General features: G+C 28.9%; 18 protein-coding genes. 5 read left to right on the forward strand and 13 right to left on the reverse strand.

Annotated elements, in window-relative coordinates; translation table 11 throughout:
* Positions 1–15 precede the first annotated feature (15 nt).
* Positions 16–1,218: an ABC transporter permease gene (locus tag ACFOWD_RS04915; protein ID WP_377408602.1), complete on the forward strand. Its 1,203-nt coding sequence runs from the start codon at positions 16–18 to the stop codon at positions 1,216–1,218.
* A 49-nt stretch (positions 1,219–1,267) separates the two neighbouring features.
* On the opposite strand, the gene hpf is transcribed toward ACFOWD_RS04915, so the two are convergent.
* From hpf to ACFOWD_RS04935, 4 genes are all read right to left on the reverse strand, one after another.
* A complete protein-coding gene (gene hpf, locus ACFOWD_RS04920; RefSeq protein WP_298991417.1) occupies positions 1,268–1,570 on the reverse strand; it encodes a ribosome hibernation-promoting factor, HPF/YfiA family in 303 nt (100 codons plus the stop codon).
* A 380-nt stretch (positions 1,571–1,950) separates the two neighbouring features.
* Complete coding sequence (gene dusB / locus ACFOWD_RS04925) at positions 1,951–2,955, reverse strand: tRNA dihydrouridine synthase DusB (RefSeq protein WP_377408604.1); 1,005 nt, start codon at positions 2,953–2,955, stop codon at positions 1,951–1,953.
* A 2-nt stretch (positions 2,956–2,957) separates the two neighbouring features.
* Positions 2,958–3,359, reverse strand: a complete 402-nt coding sequence (locus ACFOWD_RS04930) for a DUF4345 domain-containing protein (RefSeq protein WP_377408606.1) — start codon at positions 3,357–3,359, stop codon at positions 2,958–2,960.
* Positions 3,360–3,362: 3 nt separating this feature from the next.
* A complete protein-coding gene (locus ACFOWD_RS04935; RefSeq protein WP_298991423.1) occupies positions 3,363–4,586 on the reverse strand; it encodes a M28 family peptidase in 1,224 nt (407 codons plus the stop codon).
* A 43-nt stretch (positions 4,587–4,629) separates the two neighbouring features.
* Between ACFOWD_RS04935 and ACFOWD_RS04940 the strand changes: the two genes are divergently transcribed.
* Both ACFOWD_RS04940 and ACFOWD_RS04945 read left to right on the forward strand, forming a co-directional pair.
* Positions 4,630–5,727, forward strand: coding sequence for a TolB family protein (locus ACFOWD_RS04940; RefSeq protein WP_298991425.1), 1,098 nt, complete (start codon positions 4,630–4,632; stop codon positions 5,725–5,727).
* Positions 5,728–5,795: 68 nt separating this feature from the next.
* Positions 5,796–6,071 carry an EF-hand domain-containing protein gene (locus tag ACFOWD_RS04945; protein ID WP_377408608.1) on the forward strand — a complete coding sequence of 92 codons (276 nt, stop codon included), beginning with the start codon at positions 5,796–5,798 and terminating at the stop codon, positions 6,069–6,071.
* 52 nt (positions 6,072–6,123) lie between these two features.
* On the opposite strand, the gene ACFOWD_RS04950 is transcribed toward ACFOWD_RS04945, so the two are convergent.
* The 8 genes from ACFOWD_RS04950 to ACFOWD_RS04985 all read right to left on the reverse strand — a co-directional run bounded on the left by ACFOWD_RS04950 (position 6,124) and on the right by ACFOWD_RS04985 (position 12,228).
* Entirely contained in the window at positions 6,124–6,942 is an 819-nt protein-coding gene (locus tag ACFOWD_RS04950) for a purine-nucleoside phosphorylase (protein WP_377408610.1), read from the reverse strand.
* A gap of 4 nt (positions 6,943–6,946) precedes the next feature.
* Positions 6,947–7,549 (reverse strand): TIGR04282 family arsenosugar biosynthesis glycosyltransferase, encoded by a 603-nt coding sequence (locus tag ACFOWD_RS04955; protein ID WP_377408612.1) that lies wholly within the window; start codon positions 7,547–7,549, stop codon positions 6,947–6,949.
* Positions 7,542–8,036 (reverse strand): rhodanese-like domain-containing protein, encoded by a 495-nt coding sequence (locus ACFOWD_RS04960; protein WP_377408614.1) that lies wholly within the window; start codon positions 8,034–8,036, stop codon positions 7,542–7,544. Before ACFOWD_RS04960 ends, ACFOWD_RS04955 begins: the two co-directional genes overlap by 8 nt.
* Positions 8,037–8,275: 239 nt before the next feature.
* Positions 8,276–9,244 (reverse strand): arsenosugar biosynthesis arsenite methyltransferase ArsM, encoded by a 969-nt coding sequence (gene arsM / locus ACFOWD_RS04965; RefSeq protein WP_377408616.1) that lies wholly within the window; start codon positions 9,242–9,244, stop codon positions 8,276–8,278.
* A 16-nt stretch (positions 9,245–9,260) separates the two neighbouring features.
* Entirely contained in the window at positions 9,261–10,316 is a 1,056-nt protein-coding gene (gene arsS / locus ACFOWD_RS04970) for an arsenosugar biosynthesis radical SAM (seleno)protein ArsS (RefSeq protein WP_377408618.1), read from the reverse strand.
* Between the two features lie 71 nt (positions 10,317–10,387).
* Complete coding sequence (locus ACFOWD_RS04975; protein ID WP_298991444.1) at positions 10,388–10,723, reverse strand: arsenosugar biosynthesis-associated peroxidase-like protein; 336 nt, start codon at positions 10,721–10,723, stop codon at positions 10,388–10,390.
* A gap of 38 nt (positions 10,724–10,761) precedes the next feature.
* Positions 10,762–11,472 (reverse strand): DUF547 domain-containing protein, encoded by a 711-nt coding sequence (locus ACFOWD_RS04980; protein ID WP_377408621.1) that lies wholly within the window; start codon positions 11,470–11,472, stop codon positions 10,762–10,764.
* Positions 11,473–11,526: 54 nt separating this feature from the next.
* Positions 11,527–12,228 (reverse strand): queuosine precursor transporter, encoded by a 702-nt coding sequence (locus ACFOWD_RS04985; RefSeq protein WP_377408623.1) that lies wholly within the window; start codon positions 12,226–12,228, stop codon positions 11,527–11,529.
* A gap of 205 nt (positions 12,229–12,433) precedes the next feature.
* On the opposite strand from ACFOWD_RS04985, the gene fabD reads away from it, so the two are divergent.
* Positions 12,434–13,318 (forward strand): ACP S-malonyltransferase, encoded by an 885-nt coding sequence (fabD, locus tag ACFOWD_RS04990; protein WP_377408625.1) that lies wholly within the window; start codon positions 12,434–12,436, stop codon positions 13,316–13,318.
* 83 nt (positions 13,319–13,401) lie between these two features.
* Here fabD and ACFOWD_RS04995 read toward each other — a convergent pair whose 3' ends face one another.
* Positions 13,402–16,224 carry a M16 family metallopeptidase gene (locus tag ACFOWD_RS04995; protein WP_377408627.1) on the reverse strand — a complete coding sequence of 941 codons (2,823 nt, stop codon included), beginning with the start codon at positions 16,222–16,224 and terminating at the stop codon, positions 13,402–13,404.
* Positions 16,225–16,435: 211 nt separating this feature from the next.
* Here ACFOWD_RS04995 and ACFOWD_RS05000 point away from each other — a divergent pair, with 211 nt between their 5' ends.
* On the forward strand, positions 16,436–16,858 hold the full coding sequence (locus ACFOWD_RS05000; protein ID WP_377408628.1) for a hypothetical protein: 423 nt from the start codon (positions 16,436–16,438) through the stop codon (positions 16,856–16,858).
* Positions 16,859–16,952 lie beyond the last annotated feature (94 nt).

A 16,952-nucleotide genomic window follows, 5' to 3' on the forward strand; every position in this document is an offset into this window, starting at 1 on the left:
ATTCATATAAACTATTTGAATTTTTCTTACTACATAGCTAAAAGGTATTTATATTCTAAATCTTCAAATAGTGCTATAAATATTATAACTATTATAGCTTCTTTTGGTATTATAGTAGGTTCTATTGCTTTATTTATTATCCTATCTGGTTTCTCTGGTTTAAGAACGTTTAGTTATAGTTTATTAGATGCAGCAGATCCTGATATAAAAATAACTTCTGTTAAAGGGAAATCTTTTATTTTATCAAATAGTAACTTACAAAAACTAATTGAAAATGATAATATAGATGATTTTTCTAGTGTTATTGAAGAACGAGTGTTTTTAGAGTATAATGATAAAAATGAAATTGCTTATATAAAAGGCGTTAAAGAAAATTATACAAACATTACCAAAATAGATTCTTCTTTAAGTATTGGTAGCTGGTTAAACCCTAATTATAGTAACACAGCAGTTGCAGGCAGAATTATTGCATTAAAATTATCTATGGGAATTAGAAATTTTACTGAGCCATTAACAATTATGGTACCCAAACCAGGTAAAGGATTTATAAACCCAAATAATGCTTTTTACAAAACTAATGTTCAAATTGTAGGTTTGTACACAGGTACTGAAGCTTTTGAAAGTAAATTTGTATTTGTAGATTTTAATTTAGCAAAAGACTTATTACAATTTAAATCAAACGAAATAACTTCTATAGAAATAAAACTAAAGGATACCAATTTTTCAGATGAAGTAGCAGAAGATTTACAAAAAGCATTTGGAGATAATTATAAAGTACAAACTAAAGAGCAATTAAATGCTATTTTTTATAAAGTAATAAATACCGAAAATTTAGTTTCATATTTAATATTTACACTCATCATTATTATTGCTTTGTTTAATGTTATAGGTGCTATAATTATGATGATTATAGATAAAAAAGAAAATTTAAAAACTTTATTTAATTTAGGGACTACAGTTAAAGAAATAAAAAAAATATTTGTTTTACAGGGATTTTTATTAACGCTATTTGGTATGAGTATTGGGCTAATAATAGGAGTTATTCTAGTTTTTGTTCAAAAACAATTTGGTCTTTTTATGATAACTCAAAATTTACCTTATCCTGTTGAGTTTCGATTTACAAATCTTATTGTAGTAATTTTAACAATATCAACATTAGGCTATATAGCAGCAAAAATTGCTAGTAGTAGAATAAATAAAAATTTTATAGAAAATTAAATTGTACATAAAAAAAGGCTTTAAATTTCTTTAAAGCCTTTTAAAAAAACTACATGTATGGTTTTAACACACCTTTTCTTTTTTTCAATTGTTTCTCTAAATCTCTTATGGTATTCTTTACAGCTAACTCATAATTTTTTTCATTAGAAGAAGCAAATATTCTTGGACCATATAAACTTAGTTGCATTTCACAAATTCTACCTAAATTTTCTTGGCTATTCTCCTTTTTTAAAAAAACATTTACAAAAATAATATTGTCAAACTTCTTTGCTAACCTATTCAGTTTTTTAGTAATATAAGCTTCCATAGTTTCACTTGTAGGCATATTTACAAATTGAATTTCTGTGTTCATAATCTTAGGTTTTGAATTAATAAAATAAAGTTAAGATTATGTACTATAAAAAAGTATGATAAATATCAGTTTTAAAAAGATATTTATAAGGTAGATGTATCTATATAATGATACATATGAATTAATGATTTTCAAATAATAATAAAACCTAGCTAGGATTTAACTTTATGTATTAAACCTAAATGACCTAAAAACTCTTAATAGGGATGAGTATTTATTAAACACTAGGTTTATGAGTTTAGGGGTTTGTAACTACTAATTATTAGGGATTAATTAGTAATTACACTACAAATATATATAGTATTGTTTATTGAAAAGTTCAAAATAATTCAGACTGCATTTAAATGTAGACGAATTGTAAAGTTTTGTAGATGATTTGATTATTGAGGAATCTCTGTGATTAAAGTATTACCAAATTTTTCTTCTACTTCGTTAAATGTAGCAAAAACGTCTTTTGGATCGTCTGAAGTAACCATCTTTGTTCTGTATTCTTTAAAATGAGGAATTCCTTTAAAGTAATTAGTGTAATGTCTTCTAGTTTCTACAACTCCTAAACGTTCTCCTTTCCAATCTATAGACATTTGTAAATGTCTTCTTGCCATTTCTGTACGTTCTGCAATTGTAGGTTTAGGTAAATGTTCTCCTGTTTTAAAGAAGTGTTTTACTTCATTAAAAAACCATGGATATCCAATAGAAGCTCTACCAATCATGGCTCCATCTAAACCATATTTATCTCGCATTTCCCTAGCTCTTTCAGGTGTATTTACATCACCATTTCCAAAAACAGGAATATGCATTCTTGGATTGTTTTTAACTGCTGCTATTGGTTTCCAATCTGCATCACCTTTATACATCTGTGCACGAGTTCTTCCATGAATAGAAATTGCTTTACAACCAACATCTTGTAAACGTTCTGCTACTTCAACAATTTTAATAGAATCATGATCCCAACCTAAACGCGTTTTAACAGTAATAGGTAATTTAGTATGTTTTACCATTTCACTGGTTAACTTTACCATTAAATCAATATCTTTTAAAATACCTGCACCTGCACCTTTAGAAACTACTTTTTTTACAGGGCAACCAAAGTTGATGTCAATAATATCTGGATTTGTTTTCTCAACAATTTCAACAGATCTTAGCATAGAATCTAAGTTAGCTCCAAAAATCTGGATACCAACTGGTCTTTCTTTTTCATAGATGTCTAATTTCATCACACTTTTAGCAGCATCTCTAATTAAACCTTCTGAAGAAATAAATTCTGTATATACAACATCTGCTCCATTTTCTTTACACAATGCTCTAAAAGGTGGGTCAGAAACGTCTTCCATTGGTGCAAGCAATAATGGAAAGTCAGATAATTCTATGTTGTCTATTTTTACCAAGATTATTTTTTCTGCAAAAATACCTTTTTATTATTGATAACCCAAAATCCATAAAATCCTAAAAGTAATTCTGCAGCAGTTCCAAAAGTATATCCAAAAGTAGGTGTACCATCAATAAAAATACTCAGAAGTCTTCCAAACCCTAGGCCTAGCATAAATATCATATTACTTAGTAAAGCCGATTTTAGAAATTTTGTTTTAAATATTCCAAAAACCCATAATAAAGAAAAACCAATGTATAAACCCATAATAGCTTTAAAAAAATTGTTTTCATCTACTGTGTTAAGTGAAATATCAAACTGAGAACTTGGGTTAAAACCATAAATGAAAGAAACAGGTATTACTATAATTACAGATATAACTAAATGTATTTTGGTAATAAAAGCTTCTTTAGATAATTTCATTTTTTAGAAGTTAATAACCTTTTCAACTTCTTTATCTCCTCTTTTTACAATTACTTTTGTGCTATTTCCTTTTTCAAAAATTGATAATGCACGCATGTAGCTCATCATATTTGTAATTGTGCTATCTCCTAATTTTATAACAATATCTCCTTTTTTAAGACCTGCTTTTTGTGCTGGTTTATTCTCAGAAACTCCATCTATTCGCATTCCTTTTCCATCAAATAAATAATCTGGTATCACACCTAAACCAACTTTAAATCTTGGCGTACTTTCACTTTCATTTTTAGTTTTTCTAAAAGCTAATTTTCCATTATCGTCTAAATCTGTGATAATATTAAAAATATATTCAGAAATTAAATACATGCCATCGTAATTCAATTTTTCTGAATCATCTCCTGGTTTATGATAGTCTTCATGTTGTCCAGTAAAAAAATGTAAAACAGGTATATCAGCCAAATAGAAACTTGTATGATCAGAAGGACCAACTCCAGATTCTTGCTGAATTAATTTAAAGTTATCATTATGAGATTTTAATACTTGTTTAAATATAGGTGAAGTACCTGTACCATAAACAGCTAAAGTTGAATCTTTTTTCATACGTCCAACCATATCCATATTTATCATATATGATACTTTTTTAGTGTCTATAGTAGGGTTTTTTACAAAATAATTAGAACCTAAAAGTCCCATTTCTTCTCCAGAAAAAGCCATAAATAAATAGTTATTATTAGTGTTTTTTTCTTTCAATTTTGCAGCTAGATTTAGTAAAACAGATACTCCAGAAGCATTATCATCTGCTCCATTATGCACTGCTTTAATAGAGTCTCTATATAAAGAGCCTTCTCCTCCAAAACCTAAATGATCAAAATGAGCACCAATTATAATCGTATTTTCTGCTTTGTTATCTACAAAACCAATAACATTATTACCTGTAATGGTTCCATCTCCATTTACATCAAATTTTACTTCATCATGAGGGTTTGTTTTAGGCTTAAAAGTAAAAGGTTGTAAATATCCTTCAGTACCTTTAGCTTCTAATGCTAACTCTTTAAAACGATTTGCTATATACTTTGCAGCTTTTTTTTCACCATCTGTACCAGTTTGTCTGCCTTCTAAAGCGTCAGAAGCTAAAAAAGTAACATCTTCTTTAATTCTGTTTTCTTGATTAATATCTGTTTTACAAGATATAAATGCTACTAAAAATATAAGAAATAAGGTATTTTTCATGATTAGAATATTATTTTTGCGAAGTTAATTAATAAATAAGAAAATGAGAATTCTTTTTGTATTGATGATTGCATTAACCATGCTTTCTTGTAAAACAGATAAAAAACAAAATGATAATAAGCCAGAAGCTAAAGCCGAAGTTAAAAACTCTTTAATTTACCCTGAAGAAAAACATTTTAAAAGCTTAAAGCAAATTACTTTTGGTGGTGATAATGCAGAAGCCTATTGGAGTTTTGATGATAAACAAATTGTTTTTCAATCTAACTTTAAAAACTGGGGAGTTAATTGTGATCAAATGTTTTTGATGAATGCAAACGAAACATTTAAAGATTCAAAACCACCAATGATTTCTACTGGTTTTGGACGTACAACATGTGCTTATTTTTTACCAGATAACAAACATTTTGTCTATGGCTCTACTCATTTAAAAGATAAAGAATGCCCAGAAGTTCCTTTACGTAAAAACGGAAAATATGTTTGGCCAATTTATGATAGTTTCGACATTTTTGTATCTGATCTAGAAGGTAATGTTGTAAAACAATTAACAAATGAAGTTGGTTATGATGCAGAAGCAACAGTATCACCACAAGGAGATAAAATTGTATTTACTTCTACTAGAAGTGGAGATTTAGAATTGTACACCATGAATATTGATGGTACAGATGTAAAGCAAATTACAGATGAATTAGGTTATGATGGTGGTGCTTTCTTTTCTCCTGATGGAACAAAGTTGATTTTTAGAGCTTCAAGACCAAAAACAGAAGAAGAAATTAAAGCCTATAAAGATTTGTTAGCTCAAGGTCTAGTAGAACCAACAGATATGGAATTATTTATTTGTGATGCTGATGGTTCTAACTTAAGACAATTAACAGATTTAGGAAATGCAAACTGGAGTCCGTTTTTTCATCCTTCAGGTAAAAAAATATTATTCTCTTCTAATTTTGAAGCAGAAAGAGGTTTCCCTTTTAATTTATACATGATAGATTTAGATGGTAAAAATTTAGAAAGAGTTACTCATGGAGAAACTTTTGATGCATTTCCTGTTTTCTCTAATGATGGTAAAAAACTTATTTTTTCATCTAATAGAAATAATGGAGGAGGTAGAGATACCAACTTATTTATTGCAGAATGGCAAGACTAATAGGCTTGTTTTCTGAAATAAAAATAAAGAAACTCCAACTTATTTATTGCAAAATAGCAGATTAACTTATGGCTTGGTCTAAAGAAAAAATACTTATAAACATAGAAAACTTAATGAGAAGTAAGTTTACTAATCCTAAAGAAGCATTTGAGTATTTTGATACTGATAATGATGGGCAGCTAACAAAAGCAGATCTTAAACAACTTTTAAAAGAAGCTAAGGTAAGCAGCTTAATAAGAGGGTTAGTTGCAGAATTTATGTTAAATGAATTTGACAAATCAAAATCTGGAACTGTAAATTGGGAGGAGTTTAAAACAGTAGCACATACCTATGTTAAAGAGTAGCGCTTTTAGATATTATAAAAAATAGTCTTAGATTTTTAATTAATATTCTAATTTATAATTTTTTGATTACTTCTTTAAACAGAGTAATCATTTTAGGTTCAGCTTCTCCTGCAATAGCAATAATTTCTGCAATATTAACAGGCTCTAAATTTTTAGGATCGCATTCATCTGTTAAAACAGAGATAGCAGCACAAGGTAAGTTTAATTGTTTGGCAACAATAACTTCTGGAACAGTGCTCATACCTACAGCATCTGTTTCTAAAATTTGTAGCATTCTATATTCTGCTCTTGTTTCTAATTGTGGTCCTAAAACACTAGCATAAACGCCTGTATGTAGTTTAATATTCTCTTTTTTGGCGACTTCAACTATTTTTGAATTAATATATTTTGAATATGGTTCTAACATATCAGCAAAAATATTTCCAAAGTCATTTGCACCTTTAAATGCTAGTGGAGAACTGCCTTGCAAATTAATATGATCTTCAATTAACATTAAATCGCCCTTTTTGTAGTTTAGATTTATAGCTCCTGCTGCATTAGATATTAATAAATTTTTAATGCCTAAACCATGCATGGTTCTAATACCATAAGTTACTTCCCAAGAATTGTAGCCTTCATACAAATGAAATCGACCAGACATCACAACAACTTTTTTGCCTGATAAATCTCCAAAAATTAATTTCCCAGAATGAAACTCTACTGTTGCTTCTGGAAAATGTGGTATTTCTGAATAGGCGATTTCTTTTTCAATTGAAATTTCATGAATTAATTTCCCTAAACCTGTGCCTAAAACTACGCCTATTTCAGGATTGGAAAATCCTTTTTCTTTTAAAAATAAAATACTTTCTTGAAGTTGTTGCTGTTTATTCATATTGCTATTTTAAAAAGTGCTGAAATGCTTTATGATCTTTGATATCTTCAAAAACATCAATATCATTTAATTCTTCTAACAAATGTATGGTATTCTCTTTTAAGTCTTTTAATGTATCTTTTCTTACAGAAGATGTACCCCAATCTTTATTCTTAAAGATTTGTTCATGAAGTTTAGTTAATCCTAATAAATAATAACCACCATCTTTTGCAGGTCCAATTACTACATCATTAGAATCTAAATAAGAAAAAGCTTGTTCTATATGATTTGGTGTTAAATCATACAAATCACTACCAATGATAATGATTTTTTTATACCCTTCATCAAATCCGTGTTTAAAAGCATTTAGCATTCTAATCCCTAAATCTTCTCCTTTTTGAAGGTGTTTTTGATAAATTGATGCATCCCAAATATCATTTTTTCTTACTTTAACAGAATAGTAAACTGCTTTATCTGCATTTACTTTTGATGAAATTTCATTCGTTTTTTTTAGTAAAAATTTATAGATTTCGAGAGCAGTTTCATCTCCAACAGTTTTTGCTAAACGTGTTTTAGCTTTACCAAGCTCAGGGTTTCTTGTAAAAATTAAAAGAAGATTTTTAGTCATAAATTTTCTTTCCTTTTTTAAGCCATTTGCCCCAATCTTTACTAAAAGCATGTACTTTTTCTGTAGGTTTATTTAAAGTATCTACAACTGTATAGTTATTATTTTTCCATTCAAAAATACCTCCATATAAGTTATAAACATTAGTATAACCAGCTTCAATAAGTTTATGAGCAACTGTCTCAGAACGAATACCCAAAGAGCAATAGACAACAATTTTTGTGTTTTTATCTTCAGGTAGCTTTTTTAAAGTTTCTTTTAGTTTAAAATTATCATAGCCAACACAAATAGCATTTTTTAAATGACTTACTTTAAACTCTTTTTCTTCTCTTGCATCTAATAAAATTGCATCAGTTTTTGGTAAAGCTAGAGTTTCTACAGACATGTATGGAACATTTCTTTTGTTCCATTTGTTTAGTAGTTTATCTAGTTTTTTTTGCCCAAAAGTTGAGGTGCTAACTAGTATAAATAGGATGAAGAATTTTTTCATAGTAAATTTTAACTGTCAGTGAATCTTAAAATTAGTTCTATTGTTTTACAATTTAAAACTGAATCTACTGCAATTCTATTAATCAAATTTCTTTCTTTATTGAGCTCTTTTTGACTTTTTGTTGACTTTATAATTTCAAAAATTCTTTGAAGTGCAATATCTTTTTCAAATTCTGTTGAGTTGGAAATTTTATTTAAAAAATCAATTTTATTTTTAACGTAACTCATGAGTCAACCAAACTAACAACAACCACCTCCATCATAATGAAAAGTAGATTCTGAAATAAAAATATCATCTCTACCTAAACTAGCTAAAGCTCCTGCAGTTTTATCACAAATAGCAAGAGGTTGATTTTTAAGTAGCACATGACCAGCTTTGTCATCAAAATAATCTTCATCACCATAATAAATGGCAGCTTTCCCTGTAAAAATACAAGGGCCATCTGCAGGCATAGGGTCTTTAATAGCAGCAACTTCTATCGATTCAATATAAATCAATTCATCTGTTGGGTAATGCTTAGGATCTAAGATTCTATAAGGTTTTCTTGCTCTAATTTCTATTGTTCCAAAACCAGCATCTGTTAATGCTTTTACATAATCTGCAATAGACAAACTTCCACTTAAACATAAGGCTCGTAAACGTTCATCATTTCTTAATTCATCATTCATGTCTTGTTCACAAGTTGGGTCACTCATTACCAATCTTCCATGTGGTTTTAACACTCTGTACATTTCTGAAATTGCCTTTTTTAAATCATCAGATTTAAAAATATTGAACAAACAATTTTGCGCAGCAACATCAATGGAATTGTCTTCTACAGGTAAATCCATTGCATCACCTTTTCTTAAATCGACAAAATCACTCTTAAACCAGTCGTTTTGTTCTTCAGCAATTTTAAAGTTTTTTCTTGAGGCTTCTAGCATTTCATCAACCACATCTAAACCTATAACTCCGCCTTTAGTTCTGTTGAAATAAGCAAATTGTAACAATTCCATTCCACCTCCAACACCAACATATAACATTTTTGGATTGTTGGTTAAATCGCGAGCGTGCACAGTAGAACCACAACCGTAATTCATCTCTTGCATAATTCTTGGGATTTTTAATCCAGGTAATTCCCAAATAGGATTTGTAGTACAACACAAACCAACATCTGGTGTTAAGGCTGCTTCTTTATAGACGTCTTTTGTAGTTTCTAAATAACTCATTTTAATATATTTTTAGTTAGGCTACAGTTCCTTGGCAGCTACTACCTGCTCCAGCTGTACATCCATAACAATGTTGATTTATAATAATATTTCTATCTTGAAGAAGATCTTCATTGTAGTCTTTAATGTGTTTTACTTTACTTGCTACTTTTAAATTTAGCATTTGATTAAAATCGCAATCGTACAACCAGCCATCCCAACTAACAGAAAGTGTGTTAGTACACATTACATTAGCTACTGCTGACGGATTATAAGCATCAACCAAAGCATACATATAGTCTTCGTAATTTTCAGATGCAATTAAATAATCTAAAAATCTACTTATTGGTAAATTTGTAATGGCAAAAAGATGATGAAAATCGATATTAAAATCGGCTTTTAAAGCTTTTTTAAAATCTGCTTCTAAAGCCATTTGATCTCCAGGTAAAAATGCTCCTGAAGGATTGTAAACTAAATCTAGTTTTAAATCAGAATTTGGCATTCCATAACCTACTGCATTTAGTTCTTGCAATGCTTTTATAGATTTATCGAAAACACCATCTCCACGTTGTTTGTCTGTTTTTCCGCGAGTCCAATGAGGCATAGAAGAAACTACATGCACATTATGTTTTTTAAAGAATTCTGGTAAATCGTAATACTTTTTATTAGCTCTTATAATAGTTAAATTAGATCTTACAATAAAGTCTTTAATACCTGCTTTTGATGCTTCTTCTACAAACCATCTAAAGTTAGGATTCATTTCTGGGGCACCACCTGTTAAATCTAAAGTATGCGCTCCAGTATTTTTAATCACATCTAAACATTGTTGCATGGTTTCTACAGTCATAATTTCTTTACGATCAGGACCAGCATCAACATGACAATGTTCACATACTTGATTACACATATATCCTAGATTGATTTGTAAAATCTCAAGCTTTTTAGGACGTAAAGGAAACTGATTTGTCTCCTTAATTTTTGCTGCAAATGTTGGTAACTCTCCATCAGCGAAAATTCCGTTTGAAAGAATTTCTAATTGACGAGAAGTATTTGCAATATCGTTATTTCTTGCTTTTAGCGATTTTGTAGCCATTTATTTAATTACGAATTTCAAATTAAAAATTACGAATTGATAAATTATTCATTCGTAATTCGTAATTGATTTTACATTTCAAGTTTATTTACTTTGTTCATCATTTGTACTCCATGAACAAGAGTTGCTCCACTTTTAATGGCTGCTCCTACATGAATAGCTTCCATCATTTCTTCTTTGGTAATACCTCTTTGTAAACCATCTTTAGTATAAGCATCTATACAATAAGGGCATTGCTCTGTATGTGCTACAGCTAATGCTATCAAAGATTTTTCGCGAGCTGTAAGGGCTCCTTCTTCAAAAACTTTTCCGTAATAATCAAAAAACTTGTTTCCAAGCTCTTCACTCCATTCTGTTATTTTACCGAATTTTCTTAAATCGGCTGCATCATAATAGTTTTTAGACATAAGTTAATTTGTAATTAAGAAGACGAAAGATACAGAAATTATTTACCATTTAAAGACCAGTCATATTTTAAATAACTGATTTTTGCATTCGATTTAATTTCAGTTTCTGAGTATTTATTTAAATAATCTATAATTGAACCATTTTTTGTAAAATCACCTTTAAACCAGTTAAAAATTTCTGAAATTTGAATTCTTTTTTCAGTTATTTTATTTCTATTTTGGTCGTTTATAAAAGCCTTCATTAACTTAGTTAATTCTGCATCAATATTTTCTTCAGTAAATGCTACATTACCAAGTTTTGGGCAAGACATAGAAGCACAATTTACACCTACATGAATTTTTGGATCAAAAAATTTTTTTCTTAAAATTTGATGTTCAATGTGATCTAAAGTATAAGTCGTATTTCCAATTTTTGCAAATGGAATTTTCCAAGCATTTTTATCTTTTCTTTCGATTTCCATTATAGATTTTAGAGGATAATTTTCTAAAATTAATTTTATTGTATAAGCATTATAGGCATTTATCCAAAAAGCTCTTTCTTTATCTTTAGACCAAGAAGATTCAGGAGTCGTTTTTTCTAAATATTTGATATAACTATCTAGTTTAGCCTCATCTTTTTTAAATGATTGGTAGTCTACAATTCCTTCATCAGAGACATGTTGTTGTAATAAATCATTAAATATAGAGGTTTGTGCATTTGTATGTAAAAGCATTAAAAATGCAATGAATGTAAAAAGTATTTTCTTCATTTTTAAAAATATTCTAATGTTTTAGACGAGCGCTTTTTTAATTAATTACAAAAATTAATCTAAAATTTCTTCATTTATTTTTAGGTTAAATCTTTTCTTAAAAGCATAAACAACTAAATATAATATAGGTGTGTCTAAAGCAGCAATCATTATTTTAAATAAAACGCCACTAATAAGAAGTCCTAAAAAGTTATCCCAGTTAATAATTCTAAACGAACATAAGAGTAATAGAACAGTTAAGGTGTCTATAAATTGAGAAGAAAAAGTAGAGAAATTATTACGTAACCAAAGATGTTTACCTTTAGTAAGTTGTTTCCAAAAATGATAGACTTTAATATCAATAAATTGAGCAAAAAGATACGCTAACATTGATGCTAAAACTGCTAATGGTGCAGCACCAAAAACATTAACAAATAAACCATCATTTACTGGAGACCAAGGTGTAGCAGGTACATTTTTAGAGACATAAATAATTAATAATGAGAAGAATGAAGCAAAAATACCTGCAATAACAACTTCGTTGGCTTTTCTTTTACCATAGATTTCAGATAAAATATCTGTAATTAAAAAAGTTATTGGGTAAGGTAATAAGCCTACAGAAACTTCAAATAATTTTGTATCAAATATTTCAATATCAAAAGGATACCAGTAAAAAAACTTTTGAAATATTAAATTTGAGGTAACTAAAGAGGCTATAAAAAGAGCTGCAAGAATTAAATAGATTCTATTGGCTAATAATTTATCTTTTGATGTCATAAAAGCGAAGTTAATAAATAAAACAATGTGTTTCTTCTTATCTAAAATTTGATTGACTTGCATAGTACTATTTACACTACTTGTTTGTAATCATTTTAAGAATCTAAACTAAATATGGTTATAGAAAAAGTGAGTAATAAAAGCAGGTGTTAGCTTCTGATAAAAATGATTATTTTTGCCACAACAAACAACAATAAAATAATTTATGAAAGCATATATTTTTCCTGGTCAAGGTGCACAATTTACAGGAATGGGTTTAGATTTATATGAGAAATCGCCTTTAGCTCAAGAATATTTTGAAAAAGCAAATGATATTTTAGGCTTCTCTATTACAGACATAATGTTTGAAGGAACAGCAGAACAATTAAAAGAAACTAAAGTAACACAACCTGCTATTTTTTTACATTCTGTAATTTTAGCAAAGGTATTAGGTGATTCTTTTCAACCAGAAATGGTAGCTGGTCATTCTTTGGGCGAATTATCTGCTTTGGTGGCAAATGGAGTATTAACTTTTGAAGATGGTTTACAATTAGTTTCTAAACGTGCTTTAGCGATGCAAAAAGCTTGTGAAATGCAAGAATCTACAATGGCTGCAGTATTAGGTTTAGATGATCATGTAGTAGAAGAAGTTTGTGATGCAGTTGATGGTGTTGTAGTTGCTGCAAATTATAATTGTCCTGGTCAATTAGTGATTTCTGGAGAAATTGAAGCTGTAAAAAAAGCTTGTGAAGTCTTAACTGAAAAAGGAGCAAGAAGAGCTTTATTATTACCTGTAGGTGGTGCTTTTCATTCACCAATGATGGAGCCTGCTAGAGAAGAATTAGCAGCTGCAATTGAAGCAACAGAATTTAGTGAGCCAACATGTGCTGTATATCAAAATGTAGTTGCTAAGGCTGTTACAAATCCTAATGAAATAAAAGAAAACCTAATAGCACAATTAACAGCACCAGTAAAATGGACACAATGTGTACAAGCTATGATTGCTGATGGAGGAACTGAATTTATTGAAGTTGGACCAGGTAAAGTTTTACAAGGTTTAATGCGTAAAATTAATAGAAATGTTTCTGCAAGTGGAGCAAGTTTTGAGTAAATAATTTTAAAATATATTTAAAACAAAAATCCCAATTTCATATTAGAAATTGGGATTTTTTATGCTACATAAAAAGAAAACATTTACTTCTTAATTTTTTCTTGTCTCTTATTTAATAGAACAGGTTCACCATAACCTAATTCTTTCATTCTATCAAACTGGGTTTCTGCATCACCCACTACTAACCAAATCATTTTCTCTGGATTCACGTATTTATTAGCTAATTCAGTAATACGTTCTTTGGTCATATTATTTACTATTTTTTCTCTATTTTTTACATAATCTGGACTCATACCATAATCACTAATATTTGTAAGCATATTTAATTTTGCTCTAGAAGTTTCGAAAGCTCTTGCATTACTTTTTATTAAAAAGCTTTTTGTGGTTTCTAAATCTTTATCAGAAAAAGTAGTTGGATATTCTTCTAAGATTTTTTTCACAAGCTGAGCAGATTCTAAAGTTACATTACTTCTAACTCCACTAGAAATGGTAAATGCTCCTTTTGCATTAGTTCCCGAAAATCCAGAACGAATTCCGTAAGTATAGCCTTTTCCTTCGCGTAATTCTTGTGTTAAACGTGAAGCAAAACCACCTCCACCTAAGATGTAATTCATAACTGATGCAGGATAATAGTCTTCATCTGTTGCAGCTAATGCTGGTGCACCAAATAATAACACAGATTGTTTTGCATTTGGAATATCATAAAAATAAACAGTTGGTTTTTCAGGAGCATCAGGGGTTTTATATTCAGGAATCGTAACTTCTTTTGCTTCCCAATTTTGATTTAATTTAGCTAAAGATTGTGTTACGTTTTCTTTAGAAATGTCACCAACAACTAATAATTTAGAAACAGAAGGAGAAATAAATTTGTTATAATAATTTTTTAAATCATCAAGAGTTATTGATGTTACAGAATTAATATTACCTAAAGTATTTTTAGCTCTAATATTATTTTCACCATAAATCAATTCATTATACTTATTACTTGCAACAGAATTTGGGCTAGCTTCTTGTTGCCTTAATCTAGAAAGAGTTGCTTTTTTAAGAAGCTCAAATTCTTCTTCATCAAACCTTGGCTCTAGTAACATTTCTTGAGCTAAAGCTAAAGTTTTTTCATAGTTTCTTCTTAAGCTAGTACCACTAATTGTAATATTTTCTTTTGAAGCATAAATATTAATAGATGCGCCTAATTCTTGAATAGCTTCCTCTAACTCAGAAACAGTTTTGTTTTTTGTTCCTTTGTTTAAAAGACTAGCAGTTAAATTAGCAACGCCCAATTTATCCATAGATTCAACTAATTGACCACCATTAATAACTAAATTAAATTGAACTAAAGGCACTTCATTATTTTCAATACCATATACTTCTAATCCGTTTTCAAGTTTATTTTGATAAACTTCTGGCACAGCTAAAGAAGGAGTTTCTCCATAAGGTGGCTCAATACTTCTATCAAAAGTAGAAGGTGTTTTTGTATATGTAGCAGCAATTTTTGGGTCAAACTTTTCTTCAGCTCCAATAACAATTTGTTCTTCTACAACATCTGCCAAAGTAGAGTTTTCTAAAGCTAATTCAGCACTATTTTTAGGTACAAAACTAGTTGCAATAAAGTTTTTATCTTTTATATATGTGTTATACACACGCATTACATCATCTGTTGTAACACCTAATGTTCTTTGGATATCTTTAGTTACAAAACCAGGATTACCTGTATAAGTATTGTATGATGCTAAATTGGTGCCTTTACCTAAAACACTAGATAAACTTCTATAAAAACGAGTTTCTTGTCCTGCTTTAATTCTATTTAAATCTTTCTCAGAGATGCCTTCTTCTTCGAATTTAGCAAAAGCTTTTTCAACACCTTTTTTAACTTCATCTAAATCCTTTCCTTTAAAAGCTCTAATAACCAATTGCATTTGACCTGCTAATTCAGATGAATAATTATACATACTAGTATTAGATGTTAATTTTAAATCATCTATTAAAACTTGATTAAAAGGTGCTTTTTTACCAGAAGTTAAATATTCTGTTAATACCTCTAAAGCATATGCATCTGGGTGATAATTCTCGACTGCTGGCCAAACCATTGTTAATTGTGGAACTCTTGCAAAATTATCTTCATAATATAAAAACTTAGTTTCATTTACGATACCAGATTTTTTTTCTAGAGGTTCAATTTCTTCACCTCTTGGTATTTCATTAAAATACTTTTTAACCCATTTTGTTGCTTGTTCAATATCAATATCACCAGATAAAACCAAGGTAGCATTGTTAGGTACATACCACTTTTTAAAGAATGTTTTTACATCTTGTAAAGTAGCATTTTGTAAATCTTCTAAAGAACCAATAACTTGCCAGTTGTATGGATGATCTTTTGGGTATAAATTTTTATCAATTACATATTGGTTATGACCATAAGGTCTGTTATCTACACTTTGTCTTTTCTCATTTTTAACCACCTGCTTTTCTTTTGCTAAAACAGGGTCTGTAACAGTATTAATAAACCAACCTAACTTATCTGCCTCTGCCCAAATCATTTTTTCTAAAGCATCTTTTGGTACAGTTTGTAAATAATTAGTTCTATCTCTAGATGTAGAACCATTAGCTCCAGAACCTCCAATTCTAGCACTCATTTTATCTAAACCTCCTTTACCTAAATTTTCTGATTCTAAAAATAATAAGTGTTCAAATAAATGCGCAAAGCCTGTTCTGCCTTCTACTTCTCTTGCAGATCCAACATGAACCATCAATTCAACAGCGACTACAGGATCAGATTTATCAACATGAAAAACTACATCTAAACCATTTTCAAGTTCTATTTTTTTATAATTGATACTAAGTTCAGGAGTTTTTTCTTTACAAGCTGATAAAACAAAAGCAGCTAAAACAAATACAATAATTTTTTTCATGAGTAGTTGATTTTTTATAATTCTCTAAAAGTACTAATTCATTAAAAAGTAGTACTTTTTTTGTTGTTAAATTATTTTAAAAAGATTTTTATACTTTTAATTTTTCCTTTTTAAGGTTGTTTTTTCCTTTTTAGAAACATTATTAAAAGGATATTGTTTTAGTACTCATTTCTTTGTGGTAACAAAAAACAAACCAATTAAAACTAAAATTATGAGAGTAGTAGCAAAGACAATTTACACAGCATTAATTACTTTTTCAATTGTATTCTTTTCAAGTTGTGAAAATTCAGCAGATGATATACAAAAAGAATTGTCTATTCAACAAAAGGTAGAGCAACTTAAAAGTGGGCAATGGCTTTTAAAAGATTTTGAAGATAGAGTGATGCATACCTATAAAGATGGAAAACAGTTTACGTATTATGGTACAAATAATGTTTTTCCTGATGAAGCTATACCAGGTACTCAAACTTATACTATAGAAGGTGATAGACTAACTTTTGATTATAATTTTGGAAATATTATCACTTTTGATGTAAAAGTATCTTGTGATAACAATATTATAGAGTTTTATAAAGACGGAGAATTAAATAAAACACTTTATAGAAGAAACTCAAATTACAAAGACTGTTTATAAAAAAAAGCTCAAAAAGCTTCTAAAAAAATATTTTAGAGGCTTTTTTAATTTAGAGTAGTTACACTTTTAGCTTACAAAGAATAAACGTAAATTT

The organism is Polaribacter marinivivus (assembly GCF_042651285.1).
Lineage (GTDB): Bacteria > Bacteroidota > Bacteroidia > Flavobacteriales > Flavobacteriaceae > Polaribacter > Polaribacter marinivivus.

Bases quoted from the DNA above. Each gene is read 5' to 3' on its own strand.
- hpf (WP_298991417.1), bottom strand. From the start codon at position 1,570: ATGAACACAGAAATTCAATTTGTAAATATGCCTACAAGTGAAACTATG.
- ACFOWD_RS04930 (WP_377408606.1), bottom strand. From the start codon at position 3,359: ATGAAATTATCTAAAGAAGCTTTTATTACCAAAATACATTTAGTTATA.
- ACFOWD_RS04935 (WP_298991423.1), bottom strand. From the start codon at position 4,586: ATGAAAAATACCTTATTTCTTATATTTTTAGTAGCATTTATATCTTGT.
- ACFOWD_RS04940 (WP_298991425.1), top strand. From the start codon at position 4,630: ATGAGAATTCTTTTTGTATTGATGATTGCATTAACCATGCTTTCTTGT.
- ACFOWD_RS04945 (WP_377408608.1), top strand. From the start codon at position 5,796: ATGGCTTGGTCTAAAGAAAAAATACTTATAAACATAGAAAACTTAATG.
- ACFOWD_RS04950 (WP_377408610.1), bottom strand. From the start codon at position 6,942: ATGAATAAACAGCAACAACTTCAAGAAAGTATTTTATTTTTAAAAGAA.
- ACFOWD_RS04955 (WP_377408612.1), bottom strand. From the start codon at position 7,549: ATGACTAAAAATCTTCTTTTAATTTTTACAAGAAACCCTGAGCTTGGT.
- ACFOWD_RS04960 (WP_377408614.1), bottom strand. From the start codon at position 8,036: ATGAAAAAATTCTTCATCCTATTTATACTAGTTAGCACCTCAACTTTT.
- arsM (WP_377408616.1), bottom strand. From the start codon at position 9,244: ATGAGTTATTTAGAAACTACAAAAGACGTCTATAAAGAAGCAGCCTTA.
- arsS (WP_377408618.1), bottom strand. From the start codon at position 10,316: ATGGCTACAAAATCGCTAAAAGCAAGAAATAACGATATTGCAAATACT.
- ACFOWD_RS04975 (WP_298991444.1), bottom strand. From the start codon at position 10,723: ATGTCTAAAAACTATTATGATGCAGCCGATTTAAGAAAATTCGGTAAA.
- ACFOWD_RS04980 (WP_377408621.1), bottom strand. From the start codon at position 11,472: ATGAAGAAAATACTTTTTACATTCATTGCATTTTTAATGCTTTTACAT.
- ACFOWD_RS04985 (WP_377408623.1), bottom strand. From the start codon at position 12,228: ATGACATCAAAAGATAAATTATTAGCCAATAGAATCTATTTAATTCTT.
- fabD (WP_377408625.1), top strand. From the start codon at position 12,434: ATGAAAGCATATATTTTTCCTGGTCAAGGTGCACAATTTACAGGAATG.
- ACFOWD_RS04995 (WP_377408627.1), bottom strand. From the start codon at position 16,224: ATGAAAAAAATTATTGTATTTGTTTTAGCTGCTTTTGTTTTATCAGCT.
- ACFOWD_RS05000 (WP_377408628.1), top strand. From the start codon at position 16,436: ATGAGAGTAGTAGCAAAGACAATTTACACAGCATTAATTACTTTTTCA.